This is a genomic window from Arthrobacter sp. YD4 (assembly GCF_030410515.1).
In the GTDB taxonomy this organism is placed as follows: Bacteria; Actinomycetota; Actinomycetes; order Actinomycetales; family Micrococcaceae; genus Arthrobacter.
Genome location: NZ_JAUHHD010000003.1, coordinates 166,880 through 186,930 on the forward strand (window position 1 = coordinate 166,880; position 20,051 = coordinate 186,930).

Sequence of the window (20,051 nt, forward strand, 5' to 3'; positions counted from 1 at the left end):
TGATGGATGCCGCCACGCGGGGCGGGGACCGGGCGGCCGACGTGCTGGCGCCCGGTCTCACCGCCGTCACCGGCGTGCTCTTCGATATCGACGACACGCTGGTGGACCTGGAGTTCGCCATGACGGCGGCCCTGCGCGGCGTCAGCGAGCATCTGCTCCCGGGCCTGGATGAGGCCTCCTGGGAGAAGTTCGGCCGCATCTTCACGAAGGAAACCACGCACTACTACGACCGCTACCTGGCCGGCGAGCTGACGTTCAACGAGCAGCGCCTGCTCCGCGGCCGCGCCGCACTGGGGCACTTCGGCGTCGAGCTTGCCGAGGGGGAGCAGGCCCATCACTGGGTCAGCTCCTACGCGAGCCTGCAGCACAGCTACATCCGCGCCTTCGACGACGTGGTTCCGCTGCTGGACGCCCTGGACGCCGCCGGCATCCCGTACGGTGCGGTCAGCAACAACGTCCACGACTACCAGCGGGTGAAGCTCGACGCCGCCGGGCTGGAGCGGATCGGCGTGCTGGTCGGCACGGACACCGTGGGCGTCCCGAAGCCGGACCCCGCCATCTACCTCGAGGGCGTGCGCCTGCTCGGCACCGGCCCGGGGGAGACGCTCTACGTCGGCGACAACCGGCTGCTCGACGCGGACGGCGCGACGGCGGCCGGGCTGGTGGGCGTGTGGCTGAACCGCGGCGGAGACCCCGCGCCGGAGTTCACCGGACGCGAGGTCTCCTCGCTGCTGGACCTGCTCGCCTGAGTTGATGTCCCTGGACGGCCTGGCGGGCTGGCCTGGGCGGTCCTTTAGGCCGGAGCTTGGGCGAGCCGCCGGTTCCGCAGCGCCAGGTAGGCGCCGACGGCGCCGAGCGCCAGCAGGGTCACCAGCCCCAGGGCCACGGCGACGTCGTTCTTGATCATGCTCGACGGCGACACCGCGGAGGCGCTGGAGAAGAGCGTGCCGGTTCCGGCGGCGATCTGCGCGTTGCCGTCGGCCAGCTTGTCGGCGCCGGTGGCGAGCTGCGTGGACCCCGCGGCGAGCTTGCTGTTGCCGGTGTGGAGGTCGGAGGCGCCGGTGGCCAGTGCGGTGGATCCGTTCAGCAGGCCCGGGTTTGCCGGGTCCGCGGGATCGCCCTTGATGCCCGTGTTCAGTGCCAGGGTTCCGTCCGCGAGCCGTGAGCTGCCGTCGGTCATCTTGGCCGTGGCCTTCAGCAGGCCCGGGTGCTCCGGATCGCCGGGTACGCCGTCCATGCCCACCCGGATTTTCGAGGTGCCGTCCGCCAGCAGTCGGGTGCCCAGGACGACGCCGGGGTTGTTGGGGTCCTGGCTGTTGAGCTTGGCCGCCAGGGTGGCGAAGCCGGCGGTGAGCTTCCCGGTTCCGGCGTGGAGCTGCCCGGCGCCGGTGTTCAACTGGGCGGCGCCGCTGCGGAGCTGGCCGGCCCCGGTTTGCAGTTGCGAGGCGCCCGCGTCCAGGCGGTGGGCGCCGTCCAAGATCTTGGTGATCTTGTCCCTGACCACGGACAGCGGAACCAGGCCCTGGACAGGATCACTGGCGGCGGCATTCAGCTGCTCCAGCGCCTGGGCCAGGGCAGCCGTTCCGGTTCCGGCCTCGGGGTTGTTGTTGGCGCCCCGGTAGCCCTTGAGCTGGTCGGTGCCGGCGGCGAGCTGGTCCGTGCCGGCGGCCAGTTGGCCCGTGCCCGCGGCCAGCTGGCCGGCTCCGGCGTTGAGCTGGGTAGCGCCGTCGGCCAGGTTGTTCTCCGCGTTGCCGGCGGCCGTGGGGGTCAGCGCGGCGGAGAGCTGGACAGCACCCGCCGCCAGCTTCTGGGCGCCGTCGTCCACCTGGTAGACGCCGGGGGCGAGCTTATTGTCCACATCCGTCTGGATCTTGACCGCCCCCTCGGAGAGCTGGGTCGCGCCCTGCTGCAGCTGATCCGCGCCGGGGGCGAGCTTGCCGGCGATGCCCTGGTGGATCTTCTCCGCGCCGTCCGAGAGCTTGCCCGAGCCGGTGTCGGCCTGGCCCGCGCCGTCGGCGAGCTTCCCCGCACCGTCCTTGAGCTGCTGTGCCCCGGCGGCGGCCTGGCCCGCGCCGTCGTTGAGACGGGCGGACCCGTCGGTGATCTTGCCCGTGACCAGGGTGTAGAAGCCCAGCAGGGCGATCAGCAGCAGCGCCAGGACGGCGATGGCGATTTGTTGGGCCCGGTTACGGGGCGGAGCGATGGCGACACGACTCTGTGGCACAACTTGTTCCTCTCGACGATCCAGCCGGCAACGGCTGCGCTGCCGGCCCCGCCAGTGTGATGCAGCTAACAGCCGTCTCCGGCCGTGGGGATGCTGCTTTTCGATTGGGGGAGGGTTGGGTTACTCGTTGGTAACTTACCGAGAGTAAACTTATCGACGGCGGGTTGGCAAGGGTTTTTCGCAGATTGGCCGGAGCTGCCTGCCGCGCGGGCCACCCTTCGGGGCTTTCCAGCGGGGTCTTCGGGCCGATTTGTGCCGGACAAAAGTCTCGGGTAAAGTAATTACTCGTGCTGAGGCGCCGGGAGCGCGGGTTTAGGCCTGCGGAACTGGTCCGAAAGTCACAATGGGATATGGTGTAATTGGCAACACTACGGTTTCTGGTACCGTCATTCTAGGTTCGAGTCCTGGTATCCCAGCTCTGAAAATCCGCGGTATTCCGCGGAAAATCGGAGCATCTGAATCGGTTCAGCCGATTTGGATAACGGCTGAAGGTGTGAAACAATCTTCGAGCTGGAAAAGTGCAAGGCCCCATCGTATAGCGGCCTAGTACGCCGCCCTCTCACGGCGGTAACGCGGGTTCGAATCCCGCTGGGGTCACAAATTTCCCTCGGAGACTACGGTCTCCGGGGGATTTTTTTATGCCCTGAATGCCGCTGCCCGGCCGCCCCGCGGACCGTCGACCTGCCATGATGAAGCTGTGAGCGACCACGAGAGCACCATTCCCGCCCGCGCAGGGCAGGCCGCCGCACGCCAGGCGAACGCGGTAGAGCTGCTGGAGTCCGCCCGCCGCGACCTGGCCACCGTGGTCCTGCCGCTGGACCTCCCCGGGGTGGGAGACGCCCGCCGCGACGTCCTCAACGCCGCCGCCCAACTGGATGACTACATCCTGCCCCGCTACCGCAGCCTCGACGCGCCCCTGCTCGCCGTCGTCGGCGGATCCACCGGCGCCGGCAAGTCCACGTTGGTCAACGCCCTGGTAGGCCACCGCGTCACCCGCGCCGGGGCGATCCGCCCCACCACCCGCCAGCCCATCCTCCTGCACCACCCGGACGACGCCGGCTGGTTCGAGGACCAACGCGTGCTGCCCACGCTCGGCAGGATCCGCGGCGCCGTCCTCGCCGGGCCGCCCCCTGCGCAGCCTGCCTCAATCCCCGCCGTCGGCGAGGAGACTGACCCGGTGACCTCGCTGGTCCTCGCCGGCGACCCGGCGGTTCCGGCCGGCGTGGCCCTCCTGGATGCCCCCGACGTCGACTCCGTCTCCGATGAGAACCGCCAGCTCGCCGGACAGCTGCTCGCCGCGGCGGATCTCTGGATCTTCGTGACGACGGCCAACCGCTACGCCGACGCCGTGCCCTGGCGCCTGTTGCTGGACGCCGCCGCCCGAGACATCACCGTGGCCGTGGTGCTGGACCGCGTGCCGCGGGCGGCCGAAGACGAAGTGGCCGGCGACCTGCGGACGATGCTCGAGCGCCAGGGCCTCGGCTCGGCGAGGCTGTTCATCGTCCCGGAGGTGCCCCTGGACCGTGAGGGCATGCTGCCGCCGGCCACGGTGGCGCCCCTGCTGGCCTGGCTGCGCGGGATCGCGGCGGACGCCGCCGGCAGATCCGCAATCGCCCGGCGAACCCTCAACGGCGCCATTAAGGGCCTCGCCGCCAGGTTCACCGCCGCTGCAGACGTCGTCGCGGCGCAGCAGGAAGCGGCCCGGCAGCTGGAGCTGGACGCCACGAACGCCTACCGGGACGCCGCCGGCCGCATCCAGGCCGCCACCCGCGACGGTGCCCTGCTGCGGGGAGAGGTCCTCGCCCGGTGGCAGGACTTCGTCGGCACCGGGGAGTTCTTCCGCGTCATGGAACAGAACATTGGCCGGATGCGGGACCGCGTCGGGGCGTTCTTCCGGGGCGAACCGGCCCCGGCGGTCCGCGTCGAAACAGCCATCGAGACCGGCCTGCAGGCGGTGATCCTCGACGAGGCGGCCAACGCCGCCGAGGAGACGGACCGGCGTTGGCGCTCCGACCCGGCCGGCCGCCGCCTGCTGGGCACCGACGACCTGTCCGGCACCTCGCCGGGCTTCGCGGACGCCGTCGCGGCCGAGATCCGAGCCTGGCAGGGAAGCCTGATGGAGCTGATCCGGACCGAGGGACAAGGCAAACGCACCCAGGCACGCTGGCTGTCCTTCGGAATCAACGGCCTCGGTGCGGCGCTGATGATCGTCGTCTTCTCCATGACCGCCGGGCTCACCGGCCTCGAGATCGGCGTCGCCGGCGGGACGGCCGTGATCGGCCAGCGCGTCCTGGAAGCGGTCTTCGGTGAGGATGCAGTGCGCCGGCTGGCCAGGACCGCCCGCACCGACCTGCAGGAACGCTGCCGGCGCCTCCTCGACGACGAGCGGCAGCGATTCCTGGACCGCCTCGAGGTCGCGGCGGCGGACGCCGTTCCGGCCAAAGATCTGCAGGCGCGGGCCGCCGCCCTGTCAGCGCTGGCGGCCTCATGAACCGCCACGCCTCGGCCCGGGAGGCCTCCCGCCTGGACCGCCGGCTGGAAGCATTGGATGACGCGCGGCAACTGGCGGCCGGGGTGCTGCCTGACGAGACCTTGGACGGGGTCCTGCAGGTCTTGGAGCGTGCCAGCTCGCGGCGTTCCCTCTCCGCCGAACACACCGTGGTGGGCTTCTTCGGGGCCACCGGCAGCGGAAAGTCGTCGCTGTTCAATGCGGTGGCCGGCGCGGCCATCGCGACGGCGGCGGCCCGCCGCCCCACGACGTCGGAGCCGCTCGCCGGGATCTGGGGCGCCGAAGGCAGCGGAGAGCTCCTGGACTGGCTGGACGTGCGCCACCGGCATGTCGCCGCGGCCGTGCCCGGCTTCGCGGACGACTCCACCGGACTGATCCTGTTGGACCTGCCGGATATTGACTCCACCCGCGCCGAAAACCGGGCCATCGCAGAGCGCCTGACCGGCCTGGTGGACGTCCTGGTCTGGGTGCTGGACCCGCAGAAATACGCCGACGCGGCGGTGCATGACGACTTCCTCGCCCCGCTCGCCTCCCATGCCGCCGTGACCCTGGTGGTCCTCAACCAGGTAGACCGGCTGCCGGAACACGACGTGAGGCCGGTCCTGGAATCCCTCCAATCCCTGCTCCACCGTGACGGACTGGGTTCCGTGCAGGTCCTCGGAGCTTCGGCCCTCGTGGGGACCGGGGTGGATAAGGTCCGCGCCGCGATCCGCCAGGTGGCCATGCAGCGGCGCGCGCTGTCCCAGCGGCTGGCGGCCGACGTCGACCACGCGGCCCACCGGTTGGCCGAAGAATCCGGGACGGGTGAGGCCGCCGGCGTCCGGCCCGGCAGCCGGGAACGCCTGTCCCGGGAACTGGCCACGGCCGCCAACGTGCCGCTGGTGGTGGACGCGGTGGCCGCCTCTTACCGGCTGGAGGCGACGCGCCGGACCGGCTGGCCGGTGACCCGTTGGCTCGCCCGGCTCCGGCCGGACCCCCTGCGCAGGCTGAACCTGCGCCGGACCGGGGAACCGCCGCAGCTGAACCGGACCTCGCTGCCCCCCGCCGGTGCGCCGGAGCGGGCGCGGACCGACGCTGCGGTCCGGGACTTCGCCGATGCCGCCTCCGACGGCGCGCCGGGACCGTGGCGGGCGGCCATCCGCGCCGCAGCCCGGGAGGGCCGGGAGCAGCTCCCGGACGCGCTTGACCAGGCGATCGCCGGGACCGAACTGTCCGCGGGGCGGGGCTCCTGGTGGTGGCGGGTCTTCAACGTCCTGCAGTGGCTGGGTTTGGCGGCCGCGGTGGCCGGGCTGGGGTGGCTGGGGGTACTGGCGGCGCTGGGCTACTTCCAGCTGCCGGTTCCGGAGGTTCCCCGCGTCGAAGGCTGGCCGGTGCCCACGGTGCTGGTGGCCGGGGGAGTGCTGCTGGGTGTGGTGTTGGCGCTGGCGGCGCGGACCCTGGCAGGAATCGCCGCCAGGGCGCGGGCCCGGGCCGCGCGGCGCCGGCTGGAAGCCGCGGTCGACGCCGTCGCCCGTGACCTCGTGGTGGCGCCCGTCGAGCTCGAAGCCAGCCGGCTCGCCGCGTTCAACGGCGCCCTGAAGGTGGCGGCGGGCTAGACGCGCCCTCCCTGCAGGTCCGCGGCGGCGTCGCGGACCTTGATCAGGGTGCGCAGGTTGCGCGTGGTGGTGGAGGACTTGTACTTCGGCTTCGAGGAGAGCTTGCTGAACGGGCTGTCCAGGGTGCCGCCGGCCGGGGCAAGCCACGCCACCGCCTCGGGGCCCAGTAGGGTCAGCTCCACGCCGTCCAGTGCGGTTCCGGCGTCGTACAGTTCGGCGAGGGCTCCGGCGTCTGAGGACAGCGTGACGTAGCTGTGCGTGCCGGCGTCGTCCGGCGGATACGGGCACGCGGCCACCAGCTCCGCCAGGCGTTCGGCGGGCAGTACCACCACCCAGGCGTCGTAGCCGAAAGCCTCGCGCAGGCACTCCTCGAACTCGGCCTTCACCCCGGCCGCGGGCAGGTCGCTGGTCAGGACCACGTTCCCGCTGGCCAGCAGTGTCTTCACGGAGCCGAAGGGCCGCTGCTTCAGGGCATCCTTCAGTTCGGCCATTTTGATGGTGATGCCGCCGACGTTGACCCCGCGAAGGAAGACCGCATAGCTGTTCATCCGCACAGCCTAGCGCCGGCCGCCGACGCCGGGGAGGATCAGTCGTTCGTTTTGCGCAGCGCCTCGGTCAGCGTGCGGGCGGCGTTGCAGACCACCTCGGCGTGCAGGCGGCCCGGCTGGCGGGTGAGGCGCTCGATGGGACCGGAGATCGAGACCGCGGCGATGACGCGTCCGGACGGGCCGCGGACGGGGGCCGAGACGGAGGCGACCCCGGGCTCACGTTCGCCGAGGCTCTGGGCCCAGCCCCGGCGTCGTACTCCGGCCAGGACGGTGGGCGTAAAGCGCGCGGCCTGCAGGCCTTCGAGCAGGCGGTCGTGGTCCTCCCAGGCCAGGAGCACCTGGGCGGCCGAGCCTGCCTTCATGGACAGCTGGGTCCCGACCGGGATGGTGTCGCGCAGGCCGATGGGGCGTTCGGCGGAGGCGACGCAGACGCGCCAGTCGCCCTGGCGTCGGAAGATCTGGGCGCTCTCGCCCGTGGCGTCGCGCAACTGCATCAGGACCGGGCCGGCGGAGGCAATCAGCCGGTCCTCGCCGGCGGCGGAGGCCAGCTCCACCAAGCGGCTGCCGAGGACGAAGCGGCCCTGGATGTCGCGGCTGACAAGCCGGTGGTGGACCAGGGCAAGCGCCAGCCGGTGCACCGTGGGGCGGGCCAGGCCGGTGGCCGCGACAAGCTGGGCCAGGGTGGTGGGGCCGGCCTCGAGGGCGTCGAGTACGTGTGCCGCTTTATCGATGACGCCAACGCCACTAGAGTTGTCCATGTAATGATATTGCCGTCTCAATATCTGAGATGCAAATCATTGCGCTGGCTTATTCGGTCAGCGTGCTGATTCAGTGGATAGCATCAACGCCGCCGGGCTGATTCCGGCGGCCCTGGCAGCAGCGAACGCAGTGGAGGGAGCAGGCCGTGGGAAAGACATTGGCCGAGAAAGTCTGGGACGCGCACGTGGTGCGCAAGGGGGACGGCGAAGGCGCCAACGCCCAGCCGGACCTCCTCTTCATCGACCTTCACCTCGTGCACGAGGTGACCTCCCCGCAGGCGTTCGAGGGGCTGCGCCTGGCCGGCCGCCAGCTCCGCCGGCCGGACCTGACGATCGCCACCGAGGATCACAACACCCCAACGCTCGCGATCGACAAGCCTATCGCCGACCTGACCAGCCGCACGCAGATCGAGACCCTGCGGAACAACTGCAAGGAATTCGGGGTGCGCCTGCACTCCCTGGGCGACGCCGAACAGGGCATCGTCCACGTCGTGGGCCCGCAGCTTGGACTGACCCAGCCGGGCATGACGGTGGTCTGCGGCGATTCGCACACCTCCACCCACGGCGCCTTCGGTGCGCTCGCGATGGGCATCGGCACCTCCGAGGTGGAGCACGTCATGGCCACCCAGACGCTCTCGCTCAAGCCGTTCAAGACCATGGCCATCAACGTCGAGGGCACGTTGCGCCCTGGCGTGACGGCCAAGGACATCATCCTGGCGGTCATCGCGAAGATCGGCACCGGCGGCGGCCAGGGCTACGTGCTGGAGTACCGCGGCTCGGCGATCCGGGCGCTGTCCATGGAAGCCCGGATGACGATCTGCAACATGTCGATCGAGGCCGGGGCCCGCGCCGGCATGGTGGCCCCGGACCAGACGACGTACGACTACATGCAGGGCCGTCCGCACGCCCCCGAGGGCGCGGACTGGGACGCCGCGATTGAGTACTGGAACACGCTGCGGACGGACGACGACGCCGTCTTCGACGCCCAGGTGGACCTCGACGCCGACACGCTGGAGCCCTTCGTGACGTGGGGGACCAACCCCGGCCAGGGCGTCTCGCTGTCCGACAAGGTGCCCTCGCCCGCGGATTTCGGCGACGAGAACGCCAAGGCCGCCGCGGAACGCGCCCTGCAGTACATGGGACTCGAGGCCGGCACATTGATGAAGGACATCCGGGTGGACACCGTCTTCCTGGGCTCCTGCACCAACTCCCGGATGGAGGACCTGCGCGCCGCGGCGGACATCATCCGCGGGCGCACCAAGGACCCGAACATCCGCATGCTGGTGGTCCCCGGTTCCGCCCGCGTCCGGCTGGAGGCCGAGGCCGAGGGGCTGGACAAGGTCTTCAAGGATTTCGGCGCCGAGTGGCGGTTCGCCGGCTGCTCGATGTGCCTTGGCATGAACCCCGACCAACTGGAAGTGGGGGAGCGCTGCGCGTCCACCTCGAACCGCAACTTCGAGGGACGACAGGGCAAGGGCGGCCGCACCCACCTGGTCTCGCCCGTTGTGGCAGCGGCGACGGCGGTGCGCGGCACCCTGAGCTCGCCGTCGGATCTTGACCCCGAGCCCGTGTCCGCCGGACACCGCTCCAGCGCAGCCTAAGGAGAGACGATGGAAAAGTTCACCACCCACACCGGCATCGGCGTCCCGCTGCGGCAGAGCAACGTCGACACGGACCAGATCATCCCCGCCGTCTACCTCAAGCGGATCACGCGGACGGGCTTCGAGGACGCCCTGTTCTCCGCCTGGCGCAAGGACCCGTCCTTCATCCTTAACCAGGAACCGTTCTCCGCGGGATCGGTGCTGGTGGCCGGGCCGGACTTCGGGACAGGGTCTTCGCGTGAGCACGCCGTGTGGGCGCTCAAGGACTACGGCTTCAAGGCAGTGCTGTCCTCCCGGTTCGCCGACATCTTCCGCGGCAACTCGGGCAAGCAGGGGCTGCTGGCCGCCGAGCTGTCGCAGGACGACATCGAATTGATCTGGAAGGTGCTGGAGAATGCTCCGGGCACCGAGGTCCGAGTGGACCTGGTGTCCAAGACGGTCGAGTGCGGCAATGTCGTTGCTCCGTTCGAGATCGACGACTACACCCGCTGGCGCCTCTTGGAAGGTCTGGACGACATCGGGCTGACCCTTCAGCACGAGGAAGACATCACCGCCTACGAGGCCACGCGGCCGGCATTCAAGCCCACGACGCTGCCCGCCAAGCTGGGCTGATTCTGTCGCAGGCAGAATGCTGCCGCTTCCACCGCCGCCGGGCTCTTGCCCGGCGGCGGTGTGGTTTAAGGCGGCGGTGTGGTTCAAAGGGCTCGCTGGTGACCTGCTAGGACGGCAACCGGACGCGGCGCCCGGGACGGCGTCTGTTGCGCCGGTGGATTTGAGTTCGGGGTCTTGAGCGAAGGAGGTCGCCTAAGAGAGCCTCCGCACACGACCTCCTGGGCCCGCCGCTGCGGGTTCCCGGCATCGGCGGTGCGACAGAGAGATAGACGTGGCCGCTGGGCGTCGTCAGTTCGAGAGCGTGACGACCGTCGGCCGGTCTGGCGCCGGGTTCTGCCCTGTTGCCGGGCTCTGCTCTACCGACTGGCCGTGAGGTCCAGCCGGGGGTTTCTTTGGTGTGGTTGCAGGCTTCGCAAAGTCCGGCGCCGTTGGCTGCGGTTGTTTCTCCGCCCCGGCGCCAGGGAACGATGTGGTCCAGGTGCCGGATGGGTGCGTCGCAATACGGCGTGCGGCAGGTGTCGTCGCGGGTTTCGATGAACCGGCGCAGACCTGCGGGGAAGAGCCGGGCACGGGAGTCCATGCCGGTCAGTTCGCCGGTGCCGGGTGCGGTGTAGAGCCGGCGGATCCAGACGGACATGTCCACGTCCCCACTTGCCACGCCAGACGATTTCACGGACAGCTTTTCCGGTCGAGACTTTCCGCCTACTCCGGTGGTCTTCCCTCCCGACGCCACGAGCTTCCTGGCCCACCCGGCCGGGACGGTCCCGTAGCCGGCGAGCCTTGCCGGTTCGCTGTCGCCGGCGAGGAGGGTCCGGTCGGTCATGACGAGCTGGACCTCGATGCCGGTGATCCCGCCCGGCGTGCCGGTGACGCGTTCGATCAAAGCATCCGCCATCAACTGGCCTCGGGATCTGGTGTCTCCGGTGGCGCGGGCGGTGTCGGCGTGCCGGGTCAGGGCGGCGTAGGCGGCGACTCCTGCGGCGACGGGGAGCAGTGCGGTGAGGTAGCACATGGTGTCCGGCGCCGGTCGGAGACTGACGGTGCGTTCGGTTTCGGCGTGGGCTGCCCGTTGGGTGACGGATCTCGGGTCGTGCCGGTAGGCGGCGGCCTTGGCGGCGGAGATGATGGCCCGGTCGCCGGCGCCGTCGAAGGTGCCGGTGTCGGCGGCGAGTTCCTCATCCACCGCGGCACGGTCAGCAGAGTCGAGGAAGGCGGTCTCACGGACCAGCAGGGTGGCCCGCCATTCGTTCAGGCGCCCGGTGTCGAGGGCGGCTAAGGTGCGCGGCATCTCGGTCACCAGCGCCCGGGCCAGACCCAGCAGGCGGGAGCCTTTGACAGGGGATTCCCGCCGCGCCAACGCGATCTCCGCCCCCACCCCGGCGCCGAGCTGGTCCGCCGGCAAGCCAAGCGCGGCTTGTTCGCGCCGCCGGACCAGGTCCAGCGCCACCGCCAACCGTGCCTGCCGGGCTGCGATCGCCGACTTCCGGTCCTCCAAGGCGCGGAGCTCATCGATGATCGCCGCCGCGCCTCCAACCGGGATCGCCGCTGCGACTGAATCCTCGAAAAGCTTCCGACTGCCTTCCATGAACTAACTCAATCGGAGGGGTCTGACATTTAAGGATTGGGGCCGTGGGCGCGTAAAGAATGGGGTGCTGTGGTGCCGCAGGCCGGCTCCCCGGGAGCCGTCGGGTCCCCGAGAACGGGTTCGTCACCTATCCCGACGCCTCCACCCTCGCCCGGACAGCAAGGGCCGCGCACAGAATGACCGCCAGGCCGCCCGCGACGGTCAGCCAGCCCACCGGTTCGCCCAGGAGCAGCGCGGCCCAGCCGATGCTCAGCACCGGTTGCACCAGCTGGATCTGGCTGACCTTGGCCATCGGGCCCAGCGCCAGTCCGCGATACCAGGCGAAGAAGCCGAGGAACATGCTGACCACGGCCAGATACCCGAACGCCGCCCACTGGCCGGGATCGGCGTCGATCGGCTGCGCGACAACAGACAGAACAGTGAGCCCCGCCATGACCGGGAAGGCAGCAACCAGCGCCCAGGACACCGTCTGCCACGAGCCCATTTCACGGGCCAGCAGGCCGCCCTCCGCATAGCCGACGGCGGCCGATGCCACGGCGCCCAGCAGCAGCAGATCTGCCCACTGCGGCCCCTCGATCCCGCCGGACTGCAGCAGGCCGAACGCGGCGGCCGCCAGGGCCCCGGCCGCGGTGGCCGCCCAGAATCGGGTCCCCTGCCGGGCACGGGTGCGGATCACGACGACGGCGGCCGTCGCGGCCGGCAGCAGTGCGATCATCACCGCGCCGTGGCTGGCGGCTGCGGTGTGGAGGGCAAAGGACGTCAGGAGCGGGAAGCCGAGAACGATTCCCCCGGCAACGACGGCAAGGCGGAGCCACTGCCGCCGCGAGGGGAGCCGCTGGCCTGTGGCCGCCAGGACCAGCATGGCGAGGACCGCGGCCACCACCGCGCGGCCGGCCCCGATGAACAGCGGGGACATCCCGCCCACCGCCAGCCGGGTCATCGGTACGGTCAGCGAAAATGCCACCACGCCCAGGAGCCCCCATCCGTATCCCGTGGACGGCCCGGCCGATAGCGGAGCGGGAATAATGGCAGTAGCGCTACTATTGACTTTCATGTCTGACAATAGCAGTTCACGGATCGCCGATGGCCTCCGGGCCTGGGTGTCGGCCGCCGCGCCTGGGGCCCGGCTGCCGTCCACGCGGGCGCTCGTGGCCGAATACCAGGCCAGTCCCGTCACGGTGCAGTCTGCGCTCCGGTCCCTGGCCGCACAGGGGCTGATCGAGAGCCGGCCCGGCGTGGGTACCTTCGTCCGTCCCCGCGCCCAGGTCCGACCCTCCGACTACGGATGGCAGTCAGCGGCCCTGGGTCCCGCGCCAGGCGCGCTTCGGCCCAATCCCGCCGCCATGCGCGACGTGCCAAACGATGTCACCGCCTTCAACGCCGGCTATCCGGACCGGGAGTTGCTGCCCGGCCGGATGGTGCGTGCTGCCCTGACCCGCGCCGCCCGGAGCGATGCGGCCGTCGCCCGCCCGCCTATGGCCGGGTTGCCGGAACTCCAGGCATGGTTCGCGCAGGAACTCGGCGCATCATCGCTGCCGGACGTGACGCCGCCCGTCGCGGCCGACGTCGTGATCCTCCCGGGATCCCAGAGCGGACTCAGCTCCCTCTTCCGCGCCTTGGTGGGCGCCGGCCAGCCGCTGCTCATGGAGTCGCCCACCTACTGGGGCGCCATCCTGGCCGCCGCCAGCGCCGGCGTCCGGGTCATCCCGGTGCCGAGCGGGCCGGACGGGCCCGATGTCGAGGAGCTCGCCCGCGCCTTCGAGGAAACCGGCGCCCGCGCCTTTTACGCCCAACCGACGTTCGCCAACCCCACCGGCGCGCACTGGACGCGGAACCTCGGCGACCAGGTGCTGGATGTGGTGCGACGCTACGGGGCCTTCCTGATCGAGGACGACTGGGCCCACGACTTCGGCATCACCGCGGACCCTGCGCCGCTCGCCGCCCGCGACGGATCCGGCCACGTGGTCTACCTCCGGTCCCTGACCAAGAGCCTCTCCCCGGCAGTCCGGGTGGCGGCCGTCGTCGCCCGCGGACCCGCCCGGGAACGGATCGTCGCCGACCGTTTGGCGGAGTCCATGTACGTCAGCGGCCTGCTCCAGGCCGCTGCCGTCGACGTCGTCACCCAGCCCGGATGGCAGGCGCACCTGCGCGGCCTCAAGAGCCTGTTGAAATCCCGCCGCGACCTGCTGCTCGACAGCCTCCGCGAGCACGCACCGGCTGCGCATGTGGCACACGTCCCGGCCGGGGGACTGAACCTCTGGGCCCGGCTCCCGGACGGCACCGCAATGGACCGCCTGGTCCGGGACTGCGAGGCCGGCGGCGTGGTGATCGCCGACGGTGCCGGCTGGTTCCCGGCCGAGGCCTCGGGCCCGTTCCTGCGGCTCAACTATGCCGGCCCGAACCCGGCGGCGTTCCCCCGGGCCGCCCGGGTGCTGGGGGAGGCCTTGGGGCGCAACGGCCGATAGTCAGCCAACTGCCCATCGGGCCGGGACGCGGCGCCGCCGAACCGTGCCGTATTTCAGATCGGTAACGCGACCTCCTACACTTAGCGGGAGCCTTTGTAAGTATTTGGGGGCGAGTAGTCGTGAGGAAACTGGTAAATGAGTAGTGTTCTGACAATCCGCGGAGGCGTCCCGCTGACCGGCCGCGTCACCGTCCGTGGGGCCAAGAATCTTGTCCCCAAGGCGATGGTGGCCGCCCTGCTCGGCAACGAGCCGTCCGTGCTGCGCAACGTCCCTGAGATCAAGGACGTTGAGGTTGTCACCAGCCTGCTCCAGTTGCACGGCGTCACCGTGGACAAGGACCCGGTCACCGGGGACCTGACCCTGGATCCGACCAACGCCAAGACGGCCTCGCACACCGCCATCGACGCCCACGCCGGTGACTCGCGCATCCCGATCCTGCTGTGCGGGCCGCTGATCCACGCGATCGGCGAGGCCTTCATCCCGGACTTGGGCGGCTGCAAGATCGGCGACCGCCCGATCGACTACCACCTGAACGTGCTCCGCCAGTTCGGCGCCGTCGTCGAGAAGCGCCCGGGCGGCATCCACATCTCCGCCCCTAACGGCCTCAAGGGTGCCAAGATCGCCCTGCCCTACCCGTCCGTCGGCGCCACCGAGCAGGTCCTGCTCAGCGCCACCCGGGCCGAGGGCATCACCGAACTCTCCGGCGCGGCCACCGAGCCGGAAATCGTGGACCTGATCGCCGTGCTGCAGAAGATGGGCGCCATCATCAGCGTCCAGACGGACCGCACGATCCGGATCGAGGGTGTCCAAGACCTCGGTGGTTATAACCACCGCGCCCTCTCCGACCGCAACGAATCCGCCTCCTGGGCCTCCGCCGCCCTCGTCACCCGCGGCGACATCTTCGTCGAGGGGGCCACCCAGCGGGACATGATGACCTTCCTCAACACCTACCGCAAGGTGGGCGGCGGCATGGACATTGGCGACGACGGCATCCGTTTCTACCACCCGGGCGGCAAGCTCAGCCCGCTGGTCCTCGAGACCGACGTCCACCCCGGCTTCATGACCGACTGGCAGCAGCCGCTGATCGTCGCGCTCACCCAGGCCGAGGGCGTCTCGATCGTGCACGAAACCGTCTACGAGAACCGCTTCGGCTTCACCGAGGCACTCGTGCGCATGGGCGCCAACATCCAGGTGCACCGCGAATGCCTGGGCAGCGTCCCGTGCCGCTTCGGCCAGCGCAACTTCCTGCACTCCGCCGTCATCTCCGGCCCCACGCAGCTCAAGGGCACCGACATCGACGTTCCCGACCTGCGCGGCGGCTTCAGCCACCTGATCGCGGCACTGGCCGCCACCGGCACCTCCCGCGTCACCGGCATCGACATCATCAACCGCGGCTACGAGCGCTTCACCGAAAAGCTCGCCGGCCTGGGCGCCGATTTCGATATCACCTCGGCCGGGTAGCGGACCCGATGAAAGAAACGGCCACAAGCCAGACCACCTTCGTGATCGTCGCCGGAATCGTCCGGCCCATCATGAACCTGCTGATGCGGAAGAAGTGGGAAGGCCTGGAGAAGCTGCCCGCCGGCGGCTTCATCGCAGCGCCCAATCACTGCACAGAGATCGATCCGCTGGTGATCGGGCACATGCTCTACAACCAGAAGCGCATGCCGCACTTCCTGGCCAAGGGCAGCCTGTTCAAGGTTCCGGTGGTGGGCGCGGTGCTCCGCAACACCAAGCAGATTCCGGTGGAACGCTCGACGGCGGGCGCCAACCAGTCCCTCCAGGTGGCCCGGGAAGTGGTCAACGAGGGCGGCGCCATCATCATCTACCCCGAGGGCACGCTCACCCGTGACCCGGAGCTTTGGCCGATGAAGGGGCACACCGGGGCCGCCCGGATGGCCCTCGAGTCCGGCATCCCCGTGGTCCCCATGGCCCACTGGGGCGCCCACGAGGTGTTTCCCCGCTACGCCAAGCGGTTTCACGTCTTCCCGCGCAAGACCTCCCGTGTCCTGGTCGGCGATCCCGTGGACCTCAGCGCGTTCGAGGGCCGGCCGCTGGACCGCGCCACGCTGACCGAGGCCACCGAGGTCATCATGGACGCCATCACGGAACTGCTGGCCACCCTGCGCGGCGGCCAGCCGCCGCTGGTCCGCTGGGACCCCTCGGCGCACAACCAGAGCACCCACGGCCGGTTCGTCGAACGCGGCGGAACCGGCCCCTCCACCACGGCTACCGACGGCGGCGCCCCTGGAACTGCTAACGACGGCGGCACCGCGTGACGGCGGAGCACGCGCGCAGCTGGGAGGGTTCGGCCCGGCGGGTCGCCGTCCTCGGCGCCGGCTCCTGGGGGACCACCTTCGCCAAGGTCGTCGCTGACGCGGCCACGGCCTCCGGCGTGGACCGCACCATCCGGATCTGGGGCCGCCGGGCCGACGTCGTCAACCAGATCAACGCCGAACACCGCAACGAGCAGTACCTCAAGGGCATCCTGCTGCCGGACAGCATCACCGCCTCCACCGACGTCGCCGAGGTCCTGGACGGCGCCGACTTGGTGATCCTCGCCGTTCCGGCGCAGACCCTGCGGCCGCAGCTTCGCGACTGGAAGAACCTGATCGCGCCCGATGCGCTCGTGGTATCCCTGATGAAGGGACTGGAACTGCACACCGATTCCCGGATGAGTGAGGTCATCCGCGAGGAACTCGACCTGCCGGCCGGCCGCGTCGCCGTCGTCTCCGGACCCAACCTGGCGATGGAAATCGCCCGGGAGGAACCCACCGCGTCCGTCGTCGCCTGCACCGAATCCGCCCCGGCCGGGTGGATGGCCCGCAGCTGCACCGCACCCTACTTCCGGCCCTACACCACCTCAGACGTGGTCGGCGTCGAAATCGGCGGCATCGTCAAGAACATCATCGCCCTGGCCGTCGGCATCTGCGAGGGCAAGCAGATGGGCGACAACACCAAGGCCTCCGTCATTACCCGCGGCCTCGCCGAAACCTCCCGCCTGACCCTGGCCCTGGGCGGTGAGGCCCGCACCATGGCCGGGCTCGCCGGGCTGGGCGACCTGGTGGCCACCTGCTCCTCGGCACTGTCCCGCAACCACACCGCCGGCAGGCTGCTCGGCACCGGACTCACCCTGGACCAGGTCACCGCCGAGATGACCCAGACCGCGGAGGGCATCAAGTCCGCCCAGGCCGTCCACGAGCTTGCCGGAAAACTGGGCGTCGAGATGCCCATCACAGCCGCCGTCGTCGCCGTGCTGGCCGGAAAACTCCACGTAGACCAACTGGGGCAGCTGCTGCTGTCCCGGGACCTGAAACCCGAAGGCGATTACTGACAGTGCCGGAAAACACCCCGACCCCTGAAGCCCTGACCTCAGATGCCCAGACCTCGGACGCCCTGACCGGCTCCGCGCGGCCCCGCGTGGCCGTGCTCTTCGGCGGCCGCTCCAGCGAACACGCCGTCAGCTGCGTCACCGCCGCCGGCGTCCTGGGCGCGATCGACAAGGCCAAGTACGAGGTCATCCCGATCGGCATCGCCAAGACGGGCCAGTGGGTCCTGGCCTCCGGGGACACCCGGGACTGGTCCCTCTCCGCGTCCTCCCTCCCGGAGGTGGCGCCCTCGGAGCAGACCGTGACGCTGGCCGAGATCGGCGGCGAGCACCAGCTGATCGTGGCCGCCCCGAACCAGGTTCCGCAGGAACTCGGCTCCGTGGACGTGGTCTTCCCGTTGCTGCACGGCCCGTTCGGCGAGGACGGCACCATCCAGGGGCTGCTGGAGCTCTCGGACACCCGTTACGTGGGCGCCGGGGTCCTGGCCTCGGCCGTCGGCATGGACAAGCACTACATGAAGGTGGTCTTCGAGTCCGCCGGCCTGCGCGTGGGGCCCTACATCACCGTCACGGACCGGCAGTGGCTGACCGACCCGGAGAGCGTCCGCAAGCGCGTCGACGCCCTCGGCTTCCCGGTCTTCGTCAAGCCCGCCCGCGCGGGCTCGTCGATGGGAATCTCCAAGGTCGACTCACTGGACGGCCTGGACGCCGCGATCGAAACCGCCCGCGGGCACGACCCCAAGCTGGTGATCGAGGCCGGCATCGTGGGCCGCGAGATTGAGTGCGCCGTGCTCGAAGGTCGCGGAACGGACGCCCCGCGCACCTCCATGCCGGGCGAGATCTCGGTGGCCGGCGGCGGCCATGACTTCTACGACTTCAACGCCAAGTACGTCGAGGACGACGCGGCCTCGCTGAGTTGCCCGGCGGACCTGCCGGAAGAGGACATCGCCCGGGTCCGCGAGCTCGCCGCCGTGGCCTTCGACGCCGTCGGCGCCGAGGGCCTGAGCCGGGTGGATTTCTTTTACACCCCCGAGGGCGAACTGATCATCAACGAGATCAACACCATGCCCGGCTTCACGCCCAAGAGCATGTACCCGCAGATGTGGAAGGCCTCCGGGCTGGATTACGCGGAACTGATCGACGAGCTCATCTACCTGGCCCTGCACCGCAAGACCGGCCTGCGCTAGCGGCCCCGTAAAGCCTGCCCGCCGCTACTTGCCGGTGGGCAGGTTCTGCAGGTCCTGCTGGCCGACGCAGTTGCGGGTGGACCTCACCTTGCCGGCGGCGTTCGCCAGCTCCGCGAGGACCGTGGCGGAGCTGATCTTGTTGGGGTCCATCAGGATTTCCGTCGCGGGTTCGCGGCCGAACGTGGTCAAAGTCCACACCGGATCGCCCTCCTTGATGACCCAGTCCACGCCGTTGACGGTCACGCAGCGGTCCGTGGTGGGGCCGGGGACGTTCACGCCGCAGCGCAGCACCAGCAGGGACGGGTCCCCCCACGCGGCGGTGCCCTGGCTGTTGGTCTTGCGGAGCTTTGCGTCGCCGATCGAATCCGGCAACGCCACCATCATGGGCGCGCACGCCGGGTTGGCCGCATCCTTGGCGGGGGCGACGTCGACGGCGGGGGAGCAGGCGCTCAAAGCCAGCCCGGCAGCGGCGACGGTGGCCAGGAAGCGGAGGGGGCGACGGGATCCGGACTGGCGGTGCTGCTGCATCCATCCAGCCTATCCCGGCCGGAGCGGGCGCCCGGACCGTCACTGTCGGACCCGGACGGTAGCGTAGGAACGTGCCTGACATCGTGAACACCACCCCGCTGACCGTGGCCGACCTCTCCGAGTCCCAGCTGCTGCAACGGATCTTTCCTCGCCTGAACGCCGGCGACGGCAACGTCCTGCTGCTGGGCCCCGGGGACGACGCCGCGATCGTCGCCGCCCCGGACGGCCGCACCGTGATCAGCATCGACACCCAGGTGGCGGACCAGGACTTCCGGCTGCAGTGGAACAACGGGTACCGGACCACCGGCTACGACGTCGGCTGGAAGGCCGCCGCGCAGAACCTCAGCGACATCAACGCCATGGGTGCCCGGGCCACCTCCCTGGTGGTCAGCCTGACCATGCCCCCGGAAACCACCGTGGGCTGGGTGGAGGACTTCGCGGACGGCATCAGCGCCGGCATCAGCGGACTCGGCGCCGGCGGCTGCGCGGTCGCCGGCGGTGACCTCGGCCGCGGACGCGAACTCTCCGTCTCCGTCGCCATCCTCGGCAGCCTCGACGGCCGCGCCCCCGTGCTGCGCTCCGGCGCCCGGCCCGGGGACACGCTCGCCCTCGCCGGCACCGTCGGGCACGCCGCCGCCGGCCTCGCCCTGCTCGAATCGGAGGTCCCGGTGGATCGCCTGACCCGGGAACAGCGCGCTCTGCTGGACACCCAGTGCCGGCCGCGGCCCCCGCTCGCCGCCGGGCCCTCCGCCCGCGACGCCGGGGCGACCGCGCTGATGGATATTTCCGACGGCCTGGTCCGCGACGGCGGCAGGCTGGCAGACGCCAGCGGCGCCGTCCTCGACCTGGACCCCGCCGCGCTGAAACAACTGGCCGCCCCGCTGCAGGACGCCGCCGCCCTCCTGGGGACGGACCCGCTGGACTGGGTCCTGGGCGGCGGGGAGGACCACGGGCTGCTGGCGGCCTTTCCCGCCGACGTTCAGCTGCCTCCCGGTTTCACTGCGATAGGCTCGGTAAAGGCCCGGGCAACGAATGACGGCCCGGCCGTGACCATAGCGGGCAAGCCCGCTGACACTGTGGGATGGGATCACTTTGCAGACTAAGATTGCCG

The 20,051-nt window shown here is 70.4% G+C and carries 17 protein-coding genes and 2 tRNA genes; 13 read left to right on the forward strand and 6 right to left on the reverse strand.

The features are described from left to right. Window positions 1–2: 2 nt before the first annotated feature. A complete protein-coding gene (locus QWJ39_RS09195) occupies window positions 3–749 on the forward strand; it encodes an HAD family hydrolase (RefSeq protein WP_290257871.1) in 747 nt (248 codons plus the stop codon). 44 nt (window positions 750–793) lie between these two features. On the opposite strand, the gene QWJ39_RS09200 is transcribed toward QWJ39_RS09195, so the two are convergent. Further along, complete coding sequence (locus tag QWJ39_RS09200) at window positions 794–2,224, reverse strand: hypothetical protein (RefSeq protein WP_290257492.1); 1,431 nt, start codon at window positions 2,222–2,224, stop codon at window positions 794–796. A 344-nt stretch (window positions 2,225–2,568) separates the two neighbouring features. Between QWJ39_RS09200 and QWJ39_RS09205 the strand changes: the two genes are divergently transcribed. From QWJ39_RS09205 to QWJ39_RS09220, 4 genes are all read left to right on the forward strand, one after another. Then, window positions 2,569–2,640 (forward strand) — tRNA-Gln (locus QWJ39_RS09205). A gap of 108 nt (window positions 2,641–2,748) precedes the next feature. Then, window positions 2,749–2,821: transfer RNA gene (locus QWJ39_RS09210), tRNA-Glu, on the forward strand. Between the two features lie 121 nt (window positions 2,822–2,942). After that, window positions 2,943–4,715, forward strand: a complete 1,773-nt coding sequence (locus tag QWJ39_RS09215) for a dynamin family protein (RefSeq protein WP_290257872.1) — start codon at window positions 2,943–2,945, stop codon at window positions 4,713–4,715. Next, window positions 4,712–6,328 carry a GTPase gene (locus QWJ39_RS09220; RefSeq protein ID WP_290257493.1) on the forward strand — a complete coding sequence of 539 codons (1,617 nt, stop codon included), beginning with the start codon at window positions 4,712–4,714 and terminating at the stop codon, window positions 6,326–6,328. Before QWJ39_RS09215 ends, QWJ39_RS09220 begins: the two co-directional genes overlap by 4 nt. Here the strand turns inward: QWJ39_RS09220 and QWJ39_RS09225 are convergent. Together QWJ39_RS09225 and QWJ39_RS09230 are read right to left on the reverse strand one after the other, a co-directional pair. Beyond that, window positions 6,325–6,876 carry a DUF1697 domain-containing protein gene (locus QWJ39_RS09225; RefSeq protein WP_290257494.1) on the reverse strand — a complete coding sequence of 184 codons (552 nt, stop codon included), beginning with the start codon at window positions 6,874–6,876 and terminating at the stop codon, window positions 6,325–6,327. The genes QWJ39_RS09220 and QWJ39_RS09225 overlap by 4 nt on opposite strands. Window positions 6,877–6,914: 38 nt before the next feature. Further along, window positions 6,915–7,634, reverse strand: a complete 720-nt coding sequence (locus tag QWJ39_RS09230) for an IclR family transcriptional regulator (RefSeq protein WP_290257495.1) — start codon at window positions 7,632–7,634, stop codon at window positions 6,915–6,917. Between the two features lie 146 nt (window positions 7,635–7,780). Here QWJ39_RS09230 and leuC point away from each other — a divergent pair, with 146 nt between their 5' ends. Both leuC and leuD read left to right on the forward strand, forming a co-directional pair. Beyond that, window positions 7,781–9,235, forward strand: coding sequence for a 3-isopropylmalate dehydratase large subunit (gene leuC, locus QWJ39_RS09235; RefSeq protein ID WP_290257496.1), 1,455 nt, complete (start codon window positions 7,781–7,783; stop codon window positions 9,233–9,235). Between the two features lie 9 nt (window positions 9,236–9,244). Beyond that, window positions 9,245–9,847, forward strand: coding sequence for a 3-isopropylmalate dehydratase small subunit (gene leuD / locus QWJ39_RS09240; RefSeq protein WP_290257497.1), 603 nt, complete (start codon window positions 9,245–9,247; stop codon window positions 9,845–9,847). Window positions 9,848–9,953: 106 nt separating this feature from the next. On the opposite strand, the gene QWJ39_RS09245 is transcribed toward leuD, so the two are convergent. Then, entirely contained in the window at window positions 9,954–11,432 is a 1,479-nt protein-coding gene (locus QWJ39_RS09245) for an HNH endonuclease signature motif containing protein (protein WP_290257498.1), read from the reverse strand. A gap of 127 nt (window positions 11,433–11,559) precedes the next feature. Further along, window positions 11,560–12,486, reverse strand: a complete 927-nt coding sequence (locus QWJ39_RS09250) for a DMT family transporter (protein WP_290257499.1) — start codon at window positions 12,484–12,486, stop codon at window positions 11,560–11,562. Here QWJ39_RS09250 and QWJ39_RS09255 point away from each other — a divergent pair. The 5 genes from QWJ39_RS09255 (at window position 12,485) to QWJ39_RS09275 (ending at window position 18,412) form a co-directional block, all read left to right on the forward strand. Then, window positions 12,485–13,897, forward strand: coding sequence for a PLP-dependent aminotransferase family protein (locus QWJ39_RS09255; RefSeq protein WP_290257500.1), 1,413 nt, complete (start codon window positions 12,485–12,487; stop codon window positions 13,895–13,897). The genes QWJ39_RS09250 and QWJ39_RS09255 overlap by 2 nt on opposite strands. A gap of 135 nt (window positions 13,898–14,032) precedes the next feature. Continuing rightward, window positions 14,033–15,358 carry a UDP-N-acetylglucosamine 1-carboxyvinyltransferase gene (gene murA / locus QWJ39_RS09260; protein ID WP_290257501.1) on the forward strand — a complete coding sequence of 442 codons (1,326 nt, stop codon included), beginning with the start codon at window positions 14,033–14,035 and terminating at the stop codon, window positions 15,356–15,358. Between the two features lie 8 nt (window positions 15,359–15,366). Then, window positions 15,367–16,176, forward strand: a complete 810-nt coding sequence (locus tag QWJ39_RS09265; RefSeq protein WP_290257502.1) for a lysophospholipid acyltransferase family protein — start codon at window positions 15,367–15,369, stop codon at window positions 16,174–16,176. Continuing rightward, entirely contained in the window at window positions 16,173–17,231 is a 1,059-nt protein-coding gene (locus QWJ39_RS09270; RefSeq protein ID WP_290257504.1) for an NAD(P)H-dependent glycerol-3-phosphate dehydrogenase, read from the forward strand. Before QWJ39_RS09265 ends, QWJ39_RS09270 begins: the two co-directional genes overlap by 4 nt. A 32-nt stretch (window positions 17,232–17,263) precedes the next feature. Further along, entirely contained in the window at window positions 17,264–18,412 is a 1,149-nt protein-coding gene (locus QWJ39_RS09275; RefSeq protein ID WP_290257873.1) for a D-alanine--D-alanine ligase family protein, read from the forward strand. A gap of 24 nt (window positions 18,413–18,436) precedes the next feature. Here QWJ39_RS09275 and QWJ39_RS09280 read toward each other — a convergent pair whose 3' ends face one another. After that, complete coding sequence (locus QWJ39_RS09280; RefSeq protein WP_290257506.1) at window positions 18,437–18,940, reverse strand: DUF3515 domain-containing protein; 504 nt, start codon at window positions 18,938–18,940, stop codon at window positions 18,437–18,439. Window positions 18,941–19,011: 71 nt separating this feature from the next. On the opposite strand from QWJ39_RS09280, the gene QWJ39_RS09285 reads away from it, so the two are divergent. Further along, the gene (locus QWJ39_RS09285) at window positions 19,012–20,043 is read left to right on the forward strand and encodes a thiamine-phosphate kinase (RefSeq protein WP_290257507.1); all 1,032 of its coding nucleotides are present in this window, start codon (window positions 19,012–19,014) and stop codon (window positions 20,041–20,043) included. Window positions 20,044–20,051: the final 8 nt, after the last annotated feature.